The following is a 16,256-nucleotide window of genomic DNA, read 5'->3' as shown; positions in this document are numbered from 1 at the left end:
GATATTGTGAGCAATACAACCACGACATATTTCCCTGATTTAGAAAATGTAAAACAGGCCGCCGAAAATCTCAAAGGCGTTGCCTCGTTAACTCCGCTTTTGCCCAGCTTAAGCTATTCTAAAAAATACGATGCTAATATTATGTTGAAGAGAGAAGACCTTCAGCAAGTACGTTCGTATAAAATTCGTGGCGCTTATAATAAAATTAGCACCTTAACCGCAGCTCAGCGTAAAAACGGTATTGTTTGTGCCAGCGCCGGTAATCATGCACAAGGTGTTGCTTTCGCTTGCGCGAAATTAAAAATCAAGGGAACAATCTTCATGCCTGCGCCTACGCCAAAACAGAAAATAGAGCAGGTAAAAATGTTTGGTGAAGATTTTGTAAAAATCGTTTTGGTGGGTGACACTTTTGACGATTCGTACAAATCTGCAAAAGCCGAATGTGATTTATTGGGCAAAACCTTTGTTCATCCATTTGACGATGAAAAGATAATTGAAGGTCAGGCAACTGTAGGTTTAGAGATTTTGGAGCAATCCACAGAAGAGATAGATTATGTTTTTGTTCCTGTAGGTGGCGGCGGACTAGCCTCTGGGCTAAGCAGTGTTTTTCATTTGCTTTCGCCAAAAACTAAAGTGATAGGAGTAGAGCCAGAAGGCGCTCCATCCATGAGCACTTCTATTTTTAATAAAGAGAATACTCCGTTAAGCCAAATCGAGAAATTTGTAGATGGTGCCGCCGTGCAACGTGTGGGTGATAAAACATTCGCGATTTGCCAAGAATTCTTGACAGATATGGTTACCGTTCATGAAGGTAGAGTTTGCCAGACAATCTTGGATCTGTACAATAAAGATGCGATAGTTGTTGAGCCAGCAGGAGCGTTGACGCTTTCAGTGCTTGATGATTATGCAGATGAGATAAAAGGCAAAAATGTAGTTTGCGTGGTTAGCGGTTCTAATAATGACATCACACGTACTGCCGAAATAAAAGAACGTGCACTGCTTTATCGCGGATTAAAACATTATTTTATCATTCGTTTCCCGCAACGTGCTGGTGCCCTTCGAGAATTTTTGAACGAAGTTCTAGGGCCGGACGATGACATCACTTTCTTTGAATACAAAAAGAAAACCAGCAGGGAAGATGGTCCTGCAGTGGTAGGAATTGAGATTAAGAATCATGACGACCTCGAGCCACTTGTTCATCGTATGAAACACAAAAACTTTTACGGTGAATATCTTAACGACAAGCCAGACTTATTTGAGTTCCTTATCTAATTTCCGAGAAATCGGAAATATCTAGAAATAGGATAAGTCTATATTTCGCTTTAAGCGAAAGAATTAACCTTGAATTAATAGAGTTCCTTTACACTTTTTAGAACTTCTCGATATGTTTTAAAGGTATTTTGCCTTTAAGGCGAATCCATTTATTTGTTTAAAACAAAACCAATGTCAGAACTAAGTACAACAAAAATACCAGCGAAATTTGAGGTTTCGCCCATAGAGCAAAAAAAATACCTTGTCAATGGCAAACTTGTTCATTGGGAAGGCGAAACGAGTGATGTTTTCTCAACAATACAGACAGAAGTTGATGGAAAAACCGGCCCTACGCGTTTAGGTTCAATTCCTTATCTGGGAGAAAAAGAAGCGCTTGATGCATTGGATGCTGCGTATGCGGCTTACGACCGTGGCCAGGGAGAATGGCCTACGATGAAGGTTGCGGCGCGTATTAAATGTATGGAGACTTTCGTCGAAAAGATGAAAACCAAGCGTGAGGAAATCGTGAAATTGCTAATGTGGGAAATCTGTAAGAACCTGCCAGATTCTGAGAAGGAATTTGACCGCACGGTTGAATACATTTATGACACCATTGAGGATTACAAAAACATGGACCGTGACAGTGCGAAGTTCCATAAACATGACGGAATTCATGCGCATATTCGCCGCGGTCCGCTAGGAGTTGTGTTGTGTCTTGGGCCATACAACTATCCGCTTAACGAAACTTTTGCCTTGCTGATTCCTGCGATTATGATGGGTAATACAGCGATTTTCAAGCCGGCTAAACACGGAGTTCTTTTGATAACACCTTTACTTGAAGCATTTCAGGAGAGTTTTCCTCCGGGAGTTGTGAACATTGTTTTTGGTCGTGGTAGAGTAGTGGCGTCGCCTATTATGAAAACTGGGAAGGTGGATGTTTTGGCACTTATAGGTAATTCCGCTTCAGCGAATGCTTTACAAGCACAACATCCTAAGCAAAACAGATTAAGACTTGTTCTTGGGCTCGAGGCCAAAAATCCTGCGATAATACTTCCAGATGCTGATTTAGATTTGGCTGTAGCCGAATGTATTGCGGGAACGCTTTCTTTTAACGGTCAGCGATGTACGGCGCTGAAAGTGATTTATGTACACGAGAACATCGCAGAAACCTTCAACCGCAAATATGCCGAAGCTGTTGATGCTTTAAAATTTGGGTTACCATGGGAAGATGGCGTGAAATTAACACCGCTACCTGAACCAGATAAACCTCAATATATTCAGGAGTTGATTGACGATGCAAAGGCAAAGGGCGCTGAAATACTTAATGAAAAAGGTGGCCAGACGACTGAGAATTATATTTGGCCTGCTGTGCTTTTTCCTGTGAATAAAGAAATGCGCGTGTATCAAGAAGAGCAATTTGGTCCTGTGGTTCCTGTTTTGACATTTAAGCATATTGATGAACCATTAGACGACATGGCAGAGTCTAATTATGGTCAGCAGGTAAGTCTTTTTGGTAAAGACACAAAAACCCTTGCGCCGCTTATTGATACGCTGGTAAACCTAGTTTGTCGTGTAAACTTAAACAGTTCTTGTCAGCGAGGTCCAGACGTATATCCTTTCACCGGAAGGAAAGACAGCGCAGTAGCGACTTTAAGCGTACATGATGCCTTAAGATCGTTCTCAATTAGAACATTTGTAGCGTCAAAAGACAACGCGTACAACAATGCGATCTTAAATGAGCTGTTAGATACAAAGAAATCAAACTTTGTAAGTACAGATTATATTCTATAATTATTAGAGAATGAATAACTCAGGCTTTTATTTGTTAAAATAAAGTCTGAGTTTCTTTGTTTTTTAAAGAATTCATAAAAAACGCGGTTGTTTTTAATTTTTCTCCATAATCAAAGTCTATAATAGATCACAGTTTGTACATTTACATCAACAATGAACAAGATAGATACAAATATTAAAAAATTGATACAGGCTATACAGTCTGTGTTCAATCCGTTGTATCCGGCTAGGCAAGTGCGCCCAGTTACAATTCGTGTACGCCGCTTCCGCCGCCCCTAGGGGTGTATATATTATATGGAGCTTAGGTGAGTCCGGCTCTTTCTTAGACTCAATAATTTCTTTTTTAATTTTCAATTTCTTTAAGGATGGATATTGTTATAGCTAACAAATCCCATTCAGGCTATGCCCAGATTATTTGCGATACCATCGCAGAGTCGGCAAAAGTGCGTGGCACAGGAATCGCAAAACGCACACCTGAATACGTAATAACAAAAATGGAAAACGGCAATGCTGTTATCGCACTAGATGGCGATAAGTTTGCTGGCTTCTGTTACATTGAGGCCTGGGGTCACGGTAAATTCGTGGCAAACAGTGGTCTTATTGTGCACCCAGATTTTAGAAGTCTTGGTCTTGCTAAAAAGATCAAAGCAGTGATCTTCAAACATTCACGCAAAAAATACCCAGATGCTAAGATATTTGGTATCACAACGGGGCTTGCGGTTATGAAGATCAACTCTGAGCTTGGGTATAAACCTGTAACTTTCTCTGAATTAACAGATGATCAGAGCTTCTGGAAGGGCTGTCAAACCTGTAAGAATTATGATATTCTTCAACGCACAGAGCAACGCATGTGTCTTTGTACAGGCATGCTTTATGATCCTTCTAAAGAAGAATCTGGCAAGAAAGTAAAGGAGTCAAACCCTAAAGCTTTTCAACGCTTAAAAAGCATTAAGGAACACCTGTTTCTTAAAAAAGAAAAACAAAACCAAGAATAATTTTTATAGCCTTACGGCGAAAACCAATCAACAATGGAGAAACTTGTTTTGGCATACAGCGGTGGTCTTGACACCTCGTATTGTGCAAAATATTTATCAAAAGAAAAAGGATTTGAAGTTCACGCGATCAGCATTAATACAGGAGGATTCTCTCAAGTTGAAATTGATGAAATAGAATCTAAAGCATTAAAAATAGGTGCGAAAACATATAAGAATATTCAAGCGAAAGAGATCTTTTACAACAAGGTTGTAAAGAATCTAATTTTTGGCAATGTTCTTAAAAACAATACATATCCACTTTCAGTAAGCGCTGAGCGTATTATTCAGGCGGTTGAGATCATTAATTATGCGAAGTCTATTGGTGCAAAATATGTTGCGCATGGTAGTACTGGCGCGGGTAATGATCAGGTACGTTTTGATATGATCTTCCAGACGCTTGCTCCAGAGATCGAGATCATAACGCCTATTCGCGATATGAAGCTTTCACGTCAAGAAGAGATAGAATATCTTAAAGAAAATGGCGTGGATATGAACTGGGAAAAAGCTCAATATTCAGTAAACAAAGGACTTTGGGGAACCAGCGTAGGAGGAGCCGAAACGCTTACGTCTCACAAAGGTCTTCCAGAAGCTGCGTATCCTTCTCAGGTTTCAAAAGAAGAAAGTGAGCAGGTTACTCTTAAGTTTGAGAAAGGTGAATTAGTCGCTGTAAACGACAAAGCTGGTTCTCCTGTTGAAAATATAGAATATCTACAATCGCTATCGGCTCCGTTTGGGATTGGTCGTGATATTCACGTAGGCGATACGATTATCGGTATCAAAGGTCGTGTAGGTTTTGAAGCTGCCGCGCCTTTGATTATCATTAAAGCGCATCATTTACTTGAAAAACACACATTGACCAAGTGGCAACAACAGCACAAGGATTACCTTTCTAGCTGGTATGGCATGCATTTGCATGAAGGTCTTTATCTGGATCCGGTAATGAGAAACATGGAAGCATTTTTGGCTGATAGCCAAAAAAACGTAACCGGTGAAGTTTTTGTAACGCTTAGTCCTTACCGATTCACTCTTGAAGGTATTACCTCAGAACATGATTTGATGAATGCTTCTTTTGGCGCTTATGGCGAAATGAACAAAGGCTGGACAGCTGATGATGCTAAAGGTTTCATTAAGTTGATGGGTAACCAAAATAAGATTTACACGCACGTTAACGGAGAGTCATGATAAAAGCCGGAATCATAGGTGGAGCAGGATATACCGCTGGTGAACTCATCAGGATCTTACTGAATCACCCGCATGTTGAACTTGACTTTGTTTACAGTACTTCAAACGCCGGAAATCCGCTTTTTAAGGTTCATGAAGATTTAGTTGGCAGTACAGACTTGATTTTCTCAAGCGAAGTAAATACTGATGTTGACGTGGTTTTCTTATGTCTTGGTCATGGTAACAGTACTGCTTTTTTAGAGCAACATGATTTCACTGAAAAAACGATAATTATTGACCTTAGCAATGACTTTAGATTAAAGCCAGATGCTGATTTTCAAGGTCGCGCGTTTGTTTATGGTTTACCAGAGCTTAATAAATCTGAAATCAAACAAGCGGGTTCGATCGCAAATCCAGGATGTTTTGCGACTGCGATTCAGTTGGCTTTGCTTCCTTTGGCTGAAGCCAAATTAATCCAAGACGACGTTCACATAAATGCGGTAACGGGTGCGACTGGCGCTGGAACTTCACTTTCTGCGACTACACATTACACCTGGAGAGATAATAATTTCTCGTATTACAAGCCATTTACGCATCAGCATATGGGAGAGATCAATCAGTCAGTGGAGCAATTGCAAAACGGATTTGATAAAAAAATTCACTTCTTGCCAAACCGAGGGAATTTTTCAAGAGGGATTTTTGCGACAGCGTACACAGCTTTTGACGGAAATCTAGACGAGATGAAGAAAACCTATTCTGAATTTTATGCAGATGCTCCGTTTACATTTTTAACGGATGAGCCGTTGCACATGAAGCAGGTTGTGAATACTAATAAATGCTTAATCCACTTGCACAAACATGAAGACCAATTGCTGATATCGAGCGCGATTGACAATCTGTTGAAAGGTGCTTCGGGGCAGGCGGTGGAGAATATGAATTTAGTTTTTGGACTTCCACAAACCACAGGTTTACAGCTTAAGGGAAGTTATTTTTAAGTCGCTTTCGCGGAAGCAAATTAAACAACCACTATGAAAATAGCAATCATCGGTACAGGAAACCTAGGGCTTGCAATCGCCAAAGGTCTGATCACAAATAATGCAATTACTACTTTGTATTTAACGCGTCGCAATCCGGATTCAATTTCTGATTGGGGCGAGTACAAGAATGTTTTTGTAACCTCTGATAATGTTGAAGCGGTTCAAAAATCAGACATTATCATTTTTGCTGTTCAGCCGGCTCAGTTTGCAGGGATTTTAAATGAGATCAAAGATGAGCTGACTGAGAAACATGTTTTGATCTCTACGATCACTGGTTATCAAATTCATCAGATGGAGGCCATTGTAGGCACTGATCAATTTATCATTCGCGCGATGCCAAACACCGCGATTGCCGTAGGTGAATCGATGACCTGTCTTGCGAGTAATGAAAAAGGGATGAAGCGCATTAAGATCGCCGAAGCTATTTTCAATCGCTTGGGAAATTCCCTAATTATTCCTGAAAACTTAATGCAAGCGGCGACGGTGGTTTGCGCAAGCGGAATTGCATTTTGGATGCGATTGATCCGTGCGACGACACAGGCTGCTATTCAATTAGGTTTTGACGCGCATGATGCACAGACTTTAGCCATGCACACCTGCAATGGGGCTTCAAAACTTTTAATAGAAACTGACCATCACCCAGAAGAGGAAATTGACCGTGTTACTACGCCTCGTGGTTGTACCATTGAAGGTCTTAATGAGATGGAGCACAAGGGGTTGAGTTCGTCGTTAATTCATGGAATGGTTGCTTCCTTCAACAAAATTTCAAATATCAAAAAAGAACAACAATAATGAGTTTGTTTGATGTATATCCCTTGTATGACGTTACGCCGGTAAAGGCAAAAGACGTTCACGTTTATGACGATAAGGGCACAAAATATCTGGATTTATACGGCGGTCATGCTGTGATTTCCATTGGGCATGCACACCCCAAATATGTTGCGAATTTGAGCGACCAAGTGAGCAAACTTGGTTTCTATAGCAACGCGGTGCAAAATCCTTTGCAAAAGGAACTTGGAGATAAACTTCCAGAAGCTGCCGGTGTCCCTGATTATTCGCTTTTTATGTGTAGCACGGGGGCAGAAGCAAATGAGAATGCTATAAAATTGGCTTCTTTTAAAACGGGTCGTAAGAAGATTTTGGCTTTCGCCAATAGTTTTCACGGACGTACATCTGCAGCGGTTGCGGCAACTGATAATCCAAAAATAATTGCACCTGTAAACGCACAACAGCAGGTTACTTTTTTGCCTCTTGGCGAAATAGAAGCTGTTGAGGCAGCGTTAAAATCGGAAGAGTATTGCGCGGTGATTCTTGAGTTTATTCAAGGCGTTGGCGGTCTAGATGAAAGTACAGCTGAGTTCTACGAAACTTTGGACAAACTTTGCAAGGCTACGGGAACAATGCTTATTGCAGACGAAGTTCAGGCGGGTTTTGGTAGAACAGGAAATTTCTTTGCTTTCCAGGCATACGATGTGCAACCTGAAATCATTTCTTTGGCAAAAGGTATGGGCAACGGTTTCCCTGTAGGAGGAATTTTAATCCATCCAGGAATCGAGGCAGAATACGGAATGCTGGGAACTACTTTTGGAGGTAATCATTTGGCGTGTGCAGCAACGCTCACCGTTCTTGACGTGATGCAAGAAGAAGAATTGATGCAGAATGTAAAGGAGGTTTCTGAGCACTTTTTGGCGAAAGCCAAAGAAATCCCACAAATCAAAAAGGTAAAAGGTCGCGGATTAATGCTAGGCCTCGAATTTGATTTTGATACCGCAGCCATCCGCAAGAAATTGATTTATGACCATCATATTTTTACGGGTAGCGCAAAGAATAAAAACCTGATTCGCATTTTGCCACCGCTTACGGTGAAGAAAGAACATATTGACCAGTTCTTTGAAGCGTTGAAGCGAGAGTTGTAAAGATTTCCCCGCTTTCGCGGAAATAAATAAAATAAGACGTCAAGCTGAACTTAATTCAGCTTCTCATCATGAGATTCTGAGTCTAGCTCAGAATGACAAATAAGTTACACAGATTTTTCCGTCTAGGCGAAGAAATAAAAAATATAAAATGAAAAAATACACCGACCTCACGGACATTGATAACCTAGAGGAACTGATTAAAGAAGCCATCGAACTGAAGAAAAATCCGTTTTCTCATGAGACATTAGGGAAACATAAAACGCTGGTTATGTTGTTTTTCAACAGCAGTCTACGCACGCGTTTAAGTACGGAAAAAGCTGCCCGTAATCTGGGTATGGAAGTGACGGTGATGAACTTTAATAGTGACGCTTGGCAACTTGAGTTTGAGGACGGAACAGTGATGAATGCTGGCACGAGCGAACATATTAAAGAAGCTGCAAAAGTCATTTCGCAATATGCTGATGTGATTGCCGTGCGCGCATTTCCTACACTTACAGACAAATTAAAAGACGAGTCTGAGTACGTTATTAACAATTTTGTGAAGCACGCTACAGTGCCTATTTTAAATATGGAAAGCGCAACTGGGCATCCGCTGCAGGCTCTTGCTGATGCAATTACAATCACGGAGCAAAACCTGGATAAAAAGCCAAAAGTCGTTATGAGTTGGGCGCCACACCCAAAGGCTTTACCACAAGCAGTTCCTAATTCTTTTGCGCAGATGATGCAAAAAATGGATGTGGATTTTGTTATCACGCATCCCGAAGGTTACGAGTTGAGCAATGCAGTAACTGGCGATACAACCATTGAGTATGACCAGCAAAAAGCGCTAGAGGATGCTGACTTTGTGTATGTAAAAAACTGGAGCAGCTATAAAGAATACGGAAAGATTTTGCCTGGTGACAACTCAAGTTGGATGATGACTAAAGAAAAGTTGGGCAGCGCAAAATTCATGCACTGTTTGCCTGTGCGTCGCAACGTGATTGTGGAAGATGCAGTTTTAGATAGCGACCAGAGTTTGGTGATTGAAGAAGCAAATAACAGGACATATTCAGCGCAAGTGGTGTTGAAGAAAATCTTGCAGAGTATTTAGTGTCAGTTCGAGTGTTCGCCCATGGCGAATATATCGAGAACTAGACACTTCTCGATACAGCGCTCCTAAAGTCGCACCACTCGAAGTGACATAATGATAAGATTTCCGCCTTCGCGGAAATAAAAAAGGTAAAATGAAAAAACTAAACATCGTAAAAGTTGGCGGGAATATAATTGAGAGCGAAGACGACCTCAATGCATTCTTAGACGCTTTCGCGAAAATTACTGGTCCAAAAATCCTAATTCACGGTGGAGGAAAAGCAGCTTCGCATCTGGCAGACCGCTTAGGTCTTGAGGTAAAAATGACCCAAGGTCGTCGCATCACAGATGCCGAAACCCTTGAAGTGATTACCATGGTTTATGGCGGTAAGGTGAGCAAGAATATTGTAGCTGGTCTGCAGTCTAGAGCTTGTAACGCCATCGGACTTTCGGGTGCTGATGGAAATACGATTTTATCTGTGAAGCGCCCCGTGCGTGATGTGGATTTTGGATTTGTGGGTGACGTGATTGCGGTAAATGCAAAAACCATTGATGCCTTGCTTTCGGCTGAAATCACGCCAGTTTTTTGCGCAATCACGCATGATGGAAAAGGACAATTGCTCAACACAAACGCCGACACTATTGCTTGTGAAGTGGCGCGAGCCATGAGCAAAGCATACGAAGTAACACTTAATTACTGTTTTGAGAAAGCTGGGGTTTTGCAAGACATCAGCGATGAGAATTCGGTGATTAAAGAGATTGATAAAGAGGCTTATGCCAAATTAATTGAGAACGGTATAATCGCAGATGGAATGTTACCAAAATTGCATAACTGCTTTTATGCGTTAGATGGCGGCGTGCAACAAGTGCGCTTAGGAAAGCCAAGCATGCTTAGCGAAGCCGAAACCAATTACACAACATTACATTTATGAAAACAAGGGAAGAATTGACAAACGAGGCGATTGCCTTGTTAAAAAACTTGATTTCGACGCAATCATTTTCTTCTGAAGAGGAAGGAACTGCTGCGCATATTGAGAACTGGTTCAAAACGAACGAGATTCCCTTTCGCCGTAAGGCAAATAATATTTGGGCTACAAACAAGCATTTTGAAGAAGGGAAACCTACAATCTTACTAAATAGTCACCACGACACGGTGCAGCCTAATAACGGTTACACACGCGACCCATTTTCGCCAGATATTGAGGATGGAAAGTTGTTTGGACTGGGCAGTAATGACGCTGGCGGATGTCTCGTTTCCTTGATTGCGACATTTACACATTTTTATGCTCAGGAGAATTTGAAGTTCAATCTTGTGATTGTTGCTTCGGGAGAGGAAGAGAGTAGCGGTCCTAATGGTTTGAACAGCATGCTCGAGGTGATTCCGAATATTGATGTTGCGATTGTGGGCGAGCCTACGCAGATGCATCTGGCTGTCGCCGAAAAGGGTTTGGTGGTGTTTGATGCCAAAGTAAAAGGTACGCCATCTCACGCCGCGCATCCCAACGATAACAATGCGGTGTATAATTGCATCGAGGTGTTGCAATGGTTTAAGGATTTTAAGTTTGAAAAATCTTCTGAAGCTCTCGGCGATGTAAAGTTGACCGTAACGCAAATCAAAGGCGGAAAGCAGCATAACGCGGTTCCAGCAGATGTGGAGCTGGTGGTTGACGTGCGTGTAAATGATAAATATACTAATCAGGAAGTCGCTGAGTTGTTGCAAAGCAAGGCGCCTTGTGATGAGATTACGCCGCGGAGTTTACGCTTAAATTCGTCGTCAATTCCTATGGAACATCCATTGGTACAGGCTGGAATTGCAATGGGACGTGAAACTTATGGTTCACCAACATTGAGCGACCAAGCCGTTTTGACGTGCTCATCATTAAAGTTGGGCCCCGGCGACAGTACACGTTCGCACAGCGCGGATGAGTTTATTTATTTAAACGAAATTGAAGAAGGCATCAAGATTTACATCGAGTTGCTGACTAAAGTATTGTAGATTTTATTTCGCTTAAAGCCAAATAAAATGAGACAAGACTAAAGGGTACATGATAAAAAGTAGATTTCCGCCTTTGCGGAAATAGAAAAGCATATGTCAAGCTGAACTTGATTCAGCTTCACATCATGGGATTCCGAGTCGAGCTCGGAATGACGAAAAAACTTTTTGCGAAAGCTAGAAATATAAAACGAATAAGAAAAGATTTCCGCCTTTGCGGAAATAGAAAAGCATACGTCAAGCTGAACTTGATTCAGCTTCTCATCATGAGATTCCGAGACAATCCCGATAATTATCGGGACGGAATGACTATAAAAAACTTTTGGCGAAAGCCAAATTAATAGAAATAATAATAAAAATAGATTTCCCAGCTACGGCTAGGAAATAAATAAGAATACAATGAAACTCTGGGACAAAGGTTCAAATATAGACGATAAGATTATCAATTTTACCGTGGGTAACGACCGCGAAATCGATGTGCATATTGCAAAATTTGATGTGCAGGCGACGCGTGCGCACGTGAAGATGCTCAATAAAATAGGCATTCTTGATGATGCTGAATTAGAAAGTCTTTTGCCAGAACTTGATAAACTGGAAGAAGCCACGCAGCAAGAAGATTTTGTTATAGAGAAGGAGTTTGAGGATATCCATAGTAAGATTGAAGCTGAATTGACCAAAACTCTTGGCGACACAGGAAAAAAGGTCCATACTGCGCGTTCGCGAAATGACCAAGTTCTTGTAGCTTTACAGTTGTATTATAAGGAGAATATTCAGCAGATCAAGGCGAGAACGGTTTCCTTATTTGAGACTCTTCTTAATCTTGCCGAAACCCATCAGGATAAGCTTTTGCCGGGTTACACGCACTTGCAAGTGGCGATGCCTAGTAGCTTTGGGTTGTGGTTTTCCGCTTACGCGGAATTGCTCATCGATGATTTGATGCTGTTGCAAGCCACGCAAAAAGTAGTAGACCAAAATCCATTGGGTTCTGCGGCGGGTTATGGAAGTTCGTTTCCTATAGACCGTGAGATGACTACTAAAGAACTAGGTTTTGAAACCTTGAAATACAACGTGGTTGCTGCACAGATGAGCCGCGGAAAAAGTGAGCGTACGCTTGCATCTACTTTAGGATCACTGGCAAATACACTTTCTCGTTTTGCGATGGATGTGTGTTTGTACATGAGTCAGAATTTTGGGTTTGTGAGTTTCCCAGAGCAATTGACCACGGGAAGTAGCATCATGCCACACAAGAAGAATCCAGACGTTTTTGAGTTGATTCGTGGGAAATGTAATAAGATACAGGCGTTGAGCACAGAGATGGTGCTTATCACAAACAATTTGCCTAGCGGCTATCACCGCGATTACCAACTCCTTAAAGAAAATACCATTGACGCTATTGAAAGCATCAAGGATATTCTTGAGATTTTTGATTACAGCATCGCGCAGGTTGACGTCAAAGAAATAGACCTAAATGACGAGAAGTACAAATACCTTTTCACGGTAGATAGTATCAATGACCTGGTAATGCAAGGCAAATCTTTTAGAGAAGCCTATCAGGTAATCGGCGGACAAGTGCAAGAAGGCACGTACAAGCCAGATGCCGGTAAGAAACATTCACACTTGGGCAGTATTCATAATTTAGGATTGGATAAGATTAGGGAGAAGTTAGAGGCGGTTATTTCTTAAATAAGAATTTAGATTATAAAAACTCCTTCCCTTAGTTAAGGGAAGGTGGATTTTTGGTGATAGCCAAAAAGACGGAAGGGTTACCTTTTTTTACTTAAAAGAATCTTTTATTTCCTTTAATACAGAAGGTAAAAATTGGAAAACCATTTTATTCTCAAAGCGTAAAACCTTTATTTTTAGATTCTCTAGTTGTTTAGTTCTCCATAAATCATATTCTTGAGCTGTGTGATTCATATGAATTTCTCCATCAAGTTCAATTACCAATCTTTCAGATGGGCAGTAAAAATCTACAACAAAATTTTTAATGCTATGTTGCCGTCTAAATTTTCGTCCATCAACTTGTTTCCTTTGCAAATACTTCCATAGAAAAGCTTCAGCAGGTGTCAAATGCTTTCTAAGTTGCTTGCGTTGAATCTCTAATGCTTTGATATTGTGAATTTTTTCTTTCACAGAAACTAATATAGAATATTTATAGCAAGGAAACCACCCCGTCATGCGCCTATGGCGCATGCCACCCCTCCTTAATCAAGGAGGGGAGTTTATTATGCACAGAAAACCTTGCTGCGCTGTCGCTGATGAAATCCGGCGAGCAGAAATCCTTCCCGCAGTGTCGCTGACGGAATCTGGAGTGCAGAATTCCTTCTCGCGCTGTCGCTGATGGAATCTGGATTGTAGAATTCCTTCTCGCGCCGTCGCTGATGGAATCTGGAGAGTAGAAAACCTTCTCGCGCTGTCGCTGACGATATAAGTGGTGTCAAATTCCTTTTCGCGGAAGCGGAATACATATTACACTCAATTAAATCTATACTATCACGATATAGTTATAGTAAAATATTATGATTAAATAAAAAATATAGATTTTAGCTATTGAATCATTCTTTGTAATTTTAGATTCAAATCAAAAAAATCAAAGAAATGAGCGAAGAACACGATAAGTCACATGCAACTGGTGGCAAAGCCTGGGATGTAAACGATGGCGTATCTCAATGTCCTTATCTTAATGGACAAATGAGCCACGTAGGCGGCGGCGGAATGCGCAATGAAGATTGGTGGCCCAATGCTTTACGTCTGGATATTTTACGTCAGCACTCTGAGTTGACAAATCCGCATGATCCAGATTTTAATTATGCAGAGGAGTTTAAAAAGCTAGACCTTAAACAGGTAAAGCAAGATATTGAAGAAGTGCTTACCACTTCGCAAGACTGGTGGCCGGCAGATTACGGGCATTATGGTCCGTTTATGATTCGTATGGCGTGGCACAGTGCAGGGACCTATCGTATTCAAGATGGTCGCGGTGGAGCAGGAGCTGGCATGCAGCGTTTTGCACCGTTGAACAGTTGGCCAGATAATGCGAACCTTGATAAGGCGCGTTTGTTGCTTTGGCCTGTGAAGCAAAAATATGGTAGAGCGTTGTCTTGGGCAGACCTTATGGTGTTGACCGGTAACGTGGCTTTAGAGAGTATGGGTTTTGAGACTTTTGGTTTTGCAGGAGGCCGTGAAGACCGCTATCAGCCAGATGAAGATGTGTACTGGGGAGCAGAGAGCGAATGGCTGGGTAATGACGAGCGTTTTGCGCATGAGCATCTTGAGAATCCACTTGCGGCATCGCATATGGGATTGATCTATGTAAATCCAGAAGGACCTAATGGAAATCCTGACCCAATGGCTGCGGCAGAGCATATTCGTATCACTTTTGGCCGTATGGCGATGAATGATGAGGAAACCGTGGCGTTGATCGCTGGTGGGCATTCCTTCGGTAAAACGCATGGTGCTGCTGACCCAGAAGAATTTGTAGAAGCAGAACCAGCAGGTGCAGATATCGCCGAAATGAGCCAAGGATGGAAAAATAACTTTGGTACCGGTAACGGAAAATATACAATTACCAGTGGCCTGGAAGGCGCATGGACAAGAACTCCAGCAAAGTGGAGTCATGATTTCTTTAAGCACCTTTTTGAATATGAGTGGGAATTAGATAAAAGTCCGGCAGGAGCACACCAGTGGAAGCCAAAGGCAGGTGCTGGCGCAGGAACTGTTCCAGATGCGCATGATGCAAATGTGACACATGCACCATTTATGCTTACTACCGATCTGGCTTTAAAGACAGACCCTGCGTACGAGAAGATTTCACGTAAGTTTTATGAAAACCCAGAAGAGTTTGAGAAGGCTTTCGCCAAAGCGTGGTACAAATTAACACACCGTGATATGGGACCTATTGCTCGTTATTTAGGTGAAGAAGTGCCAAGCAAAACTTTATTATGGCAAGATCCACTTCCAAAAGCAGATTATGACCAAATAGATGATGCAGATGTGGCTGAATTAAAGAAACGCATTCTTTCTTCAGGGCATAGCGTAAGCGAACTAGTGCTTGCTGCGTGGGCTTCTGCATCTACGTTTAGAGGTTCAGATAAGCGTGGTGGTGCGAATGGTGCACGGGTGAGATTAGTTCCTCAAAGATATTGGGAAGCAAACAATCCGCCGCAATTACAGAAAGTGATCAATACCATTGAGGGCATTCAGAAAGAATTCAATGACGGCGCCGGTAGCAAGCAAGTAAGTCTTGCAGACCTTATTGTTCTAGCTGGTAGCGCTGCGGTTGAAGAAGCTGCGCGCAAAGCTGGGCATGAGGTAACCGTGCCATTTACCGCAGGTAGGGTAGATGCTACAGAAGAGCAGACGGATGCTGAAGGATTTGAGGCCCTTGAGCCACATGCTGATGGTTTTAGGAATTATCTTAAAGGTGATTTAAAACCTTCTGCAGAGGAACTATTGATTGACAAAGCACAATTGCTAACCCTTACTGCACCAGAAATGACGGTGCTTGTGGGCGGTATGCGCGCGCTGGGAGCCAACTATGACGGTTCTTCGCTAGGTGTTTTCACAAAGAACCCAGGAACGTTGAACAATGATTACTTCAAGACGATTCTTGATTTGGGCATCAAATGGCAATCTAAAACTGAAGACCAGCAAACCTTTATAGGTAAAGACCGCAAGTCTGGCGAAACCCTTTGGGAAGGTAGCCGTGTGGATTTGATCTTTGGTTCTAACTCAGAGCTTCGTGCACTCGCAGAAGTCTACGCTTTTGCTGACGCAGAAAAGAAATTTGTTAAGGATTTTGTAGCTGCCTGGACGAAGGTTATGAATCTCGACAGGTTTGATTTGGCTTAAAGCCAAAATAGTGCAGAGATATTAGTATTGAGTATTGAGAGAGCAGCCTTTGGGCTGCTTTTTTTATTTCTAGAGTATTAGCGATAAAAGGTATAAATTAAAAAGCGGCCCGTGAAGGCCGCCAGATTTGAACACTAATATTGTAAGAATCATTTAT

General features: G+C 41.8%; 13 protein-coding genes. 12 read left to right on the top strand and 1 reads right to left on the bottom strand.

Annotation, left to right across the window (positions count from 1 at the left end):
* Positions 1 to 6: 6 nt before the first annotated feature.
* The 11 genes from ilvA to argH all read left to right on the top strand — a co-directional run bounded on the left by ilvA (position 7) and on the right by argH (position 12,934).
* The gene (gene ilvA / locus ACZ5L8_RS05880; protein WP_464440343.1) at positions 7 to 1,272 is read left to right on the top strand and encodes a threonine ammonia-lyase IlvA; all 1,266 of its coding nucleotides are present in this window, start codon (positions 7 to 9) and stop codon (positions 1,270 to 1,272) included.
* Positions 1,273 to 1,443: 171 nt separating this feature from the next.
* The gene (locus tag ACZ5L8_RS05875; RefSeq protein ID WP_464440342.1) at positions 1,444 to 3,042 is read left to right on the top strand and encodes an NADP-dependent glyceraldehyde-3-phosphate dehydrogenase; all 1,599 of its coding nucleotides are present in this window, start codon (positions 1,444 to 1,446) and stop codon (positions 3,040 to 3,042) included.
* 365 nt (positions 3,043 to 3,407) lie between these two features.
* On the top strand, positions 3,408 to 4,037 hold the full coding sequence (locus tag ACZ5L8_RS05870; protein WP_464440341.1) for a GNAT family N-acetyltransferase: 630 nt from the start codon (positions 3,408 to 3,410) through the stop codon (positions 4,035 to 4,037).
* Between the two features lie 33 nt (positions 4,038 to 4,070).
* A complete protein-coding gene (argG, locus tag ACZ5L8_RS05865; protein WP_464440340.1) occupies positions 4,071 to 5,258 on the top strand; it encodes an argininosuccinate synthase in 1,188 nt (395 codons plus the stop codon).
* The gene (gene argC, locus ACZ5L8_RS05860) at positions 5,255 to 6,232 is read left to right on the top strand and encodes an N-acetyl-gamma-glutamyl-phosphate reductase (RefSeq protein ID WP_464440339.1); all 978 of its coding nucleotides are present in this window, start codon (positions 5,255 to 5,257) and stop codon (positions 6,230 to 6,232) included. The genes argG and argC overlap by 4 nt, the downstream gene beginning before the upstream one ends.
* Positions 6,233 to 6,265: 33 nt before the next feature.
* Entirely contained in the window at positions 6,266 to 7,066 is an 801-nt protein-coding gene (proC, locus tag ACZ5L8_RS05855) for a pyrroline-5-carboxylate reductase (RefSeq protein WP_464440338.1), read from the top strand.
* Positions 7,066 to 8,190: an aspartate aminotransferase family protein gene (locus tag ACZ5L8_RS05850; RefSeq protein WP_464440337.1), complete on the top strand. Its 1,125-nt coding sequence runs from the start codon at positions 7,066 to 7,068 to the stop codon at positions 8,188 to 8,190. Before proC ends, ACZ5L8_RS05850 begins: the two co-directional genes overlap by 1 nt.
* A gap of 148 nt (positions 8,191 to 8,338) precedes the next feature.
* Entirely contained in the window at positions 8,339 to 9,280 is a 942-nt protein-coding gene (locus ACZ5L8_RS05845; protein ID WP_464440336.1) for an N-acetylornithine carbamoyltransferase, read from the top strand.
* Positions 9,281 to 9,413: 133 nt separating this feature from the next.
* The gene (gene argB, locus ACZ5L8_RS05840; protein ID WP_464440335.1) at positions 9,414 to 10,190 is read left to right on the top strand and encodes an acetylglutamate kinase; all 777 of its coding nucleotides are present in this window, start codon (positions 9,414 to 9,416) and stop codon (positions 10,188 to 10,190) included.
* Positions 10,187 to 11,254: a M20 family metallo-hydrolase gene (locus ACZ5L8_RS05835; protein ID WP_464440334.1), complete on the top strand. Its 1,068-nt coding sequence runs from the start codon at positions 10,187 to 10,189 to the stop codon at positions 11,252 to 11,254. The genes argB and ACZ5L8_RS05835 overlap by 4 nt, the downstream gene beginning before the upstream one ends.
* Positions 11,255 to 11,650: 396 nt before the next feature.
* Positions 11,651 to 12,934 carry an argininosuccinate lyase gene (gene argH, locus ACZ5L8_RS05830; protein ID WP_464440333.1) on the top strand — a complete coding sequence of 428 codons (1,284 nt, stop codon included), beginning with the start codon at positions 11,651 to 11,653 and terminating at the stop codon, positions 12,932 to 12,934.
* A 90-nt stretch (positions 12,935 to 13,024) separates the two neighbouring features.
* On the opposite strand, the gene ACZ5L8_RS05825 is transcribed toward argH, so the two are convergent.
* Entirely contained in the window at positions 13,025 to 13,384 is a 360-nt protein-coding gene (locus ACZ5L8_RS05825) for an endonuclease domain-containing protein (protein WP_464440332.1), read from the bottom strand.
* A gap of 465 nt (positions 13,385 to 13,849) precedes the next feature.
* Here ACZ5L8_RS05825 and katG point away from each other — a divergent pair, with 465 nt between their 5' ends.
* Positions 13,850 to 16,099 (top strand): catalase/peroxidase HPI, encoded by a 2,250-nt coding sequence (gene katG, locus ACZ5L8_RS05820; RefSeq protein ID WP_464440331.1) that lies wholly within the window; start codon positions 13,850 to 13,852, stop codon positions 16,097 to 16,099.
* Positions 16,100 to 16,256: the final 157 nt, after the last annotated feature.

This window comes from Leeuwenhoekiella obamensis, assembly GCF_055391795.1.
The sequence above is the reverse complement of the archived record's forward strand: the minus strand, read 5'-3'. Positions and strand labels throughout refer to the sequence as shown.

What these genes read in the sequence shown, in the direction of transcription:
- ACZ5L8_RS05870 (WP_464440341.1), top strand. Translation starts at nt 3,408, where the DNA reads ATGGATATTGTTATAGCTAACAAATCCCATTCAGGCTATGCCCAGATT.
- argH (WP_464440333.1), top strand. Translation starts at nt 11,651, where the DNA reads ATGAAACTCTGGGACAAAGGTTCAAATATAGACGATAAGATTATCAAT.
- argC (WP_464440339.1), top strand. Translation starts at nt 5,255, where the DNA reads ATGATAAAAGCCGGAATCATAGGTGGAGCAGGATATACCGCTGGTGAA.
- ACZ5L8_RS05875 (WP_464440342.1), top strand. Translation starts at nt 1,444, where the DNA reads ATGTCAGAACTAAGTACAACAAAAATACCAGCGAAATTTGAGGTTTCG.
- proC (WP_464440338.1), top strand. Translation starts at nt 6,266, where the DNA reads ATGAAAATAGCAATCATCGGTACAGGAAACCTAGGGCTTGCAATCGCC.
- katG (WP_464440331.1), top strand. Translation starts at nt 13,850, where the DNA reads ATGAGCGAAGAACACGATAAGTCACATGCAACTGGTGGCAAAGCCTGG.
- ACZ5L8_RS05835 (WP_464440334.1), top strand. Translation starts at nt 10,187, where the DNA reads ATGAAAACAAGGGAAGAATTGACAAACGAGGCGATTGCCTTGTTAAAA.
- argB (WP_464440335.1), top strand. Translation starts at nt 9,414, where the DNA reads ATGAAAAAACTAAACATCGTAAAAGTTGGCGGGAATATAATTGAGAGC.
- argG (WP_464440340.1), top strand. Translation starts at nt 4,071, where the DNA reads ATGGAGAAACTTGTTTTGGCATACAGCGGTGGTCTTGACACCTCGTAT.
- ACZ5L8_RS05845 (WP_464440336.1), top strand. Translation starts at nt 8,339, where the DNA reads ATGAAAAAATACACCGACCTCACGGACATTGATAACCTAGAGGAACTG.
- ACZ5L8_RS05850 (WP_464440337.1), top strand. Translation starts at nt 7,066, where the DNA reads ATGAGTTTGTTTGATGTATATCCCTTGTATGACGTTACGCCGGTAAAG.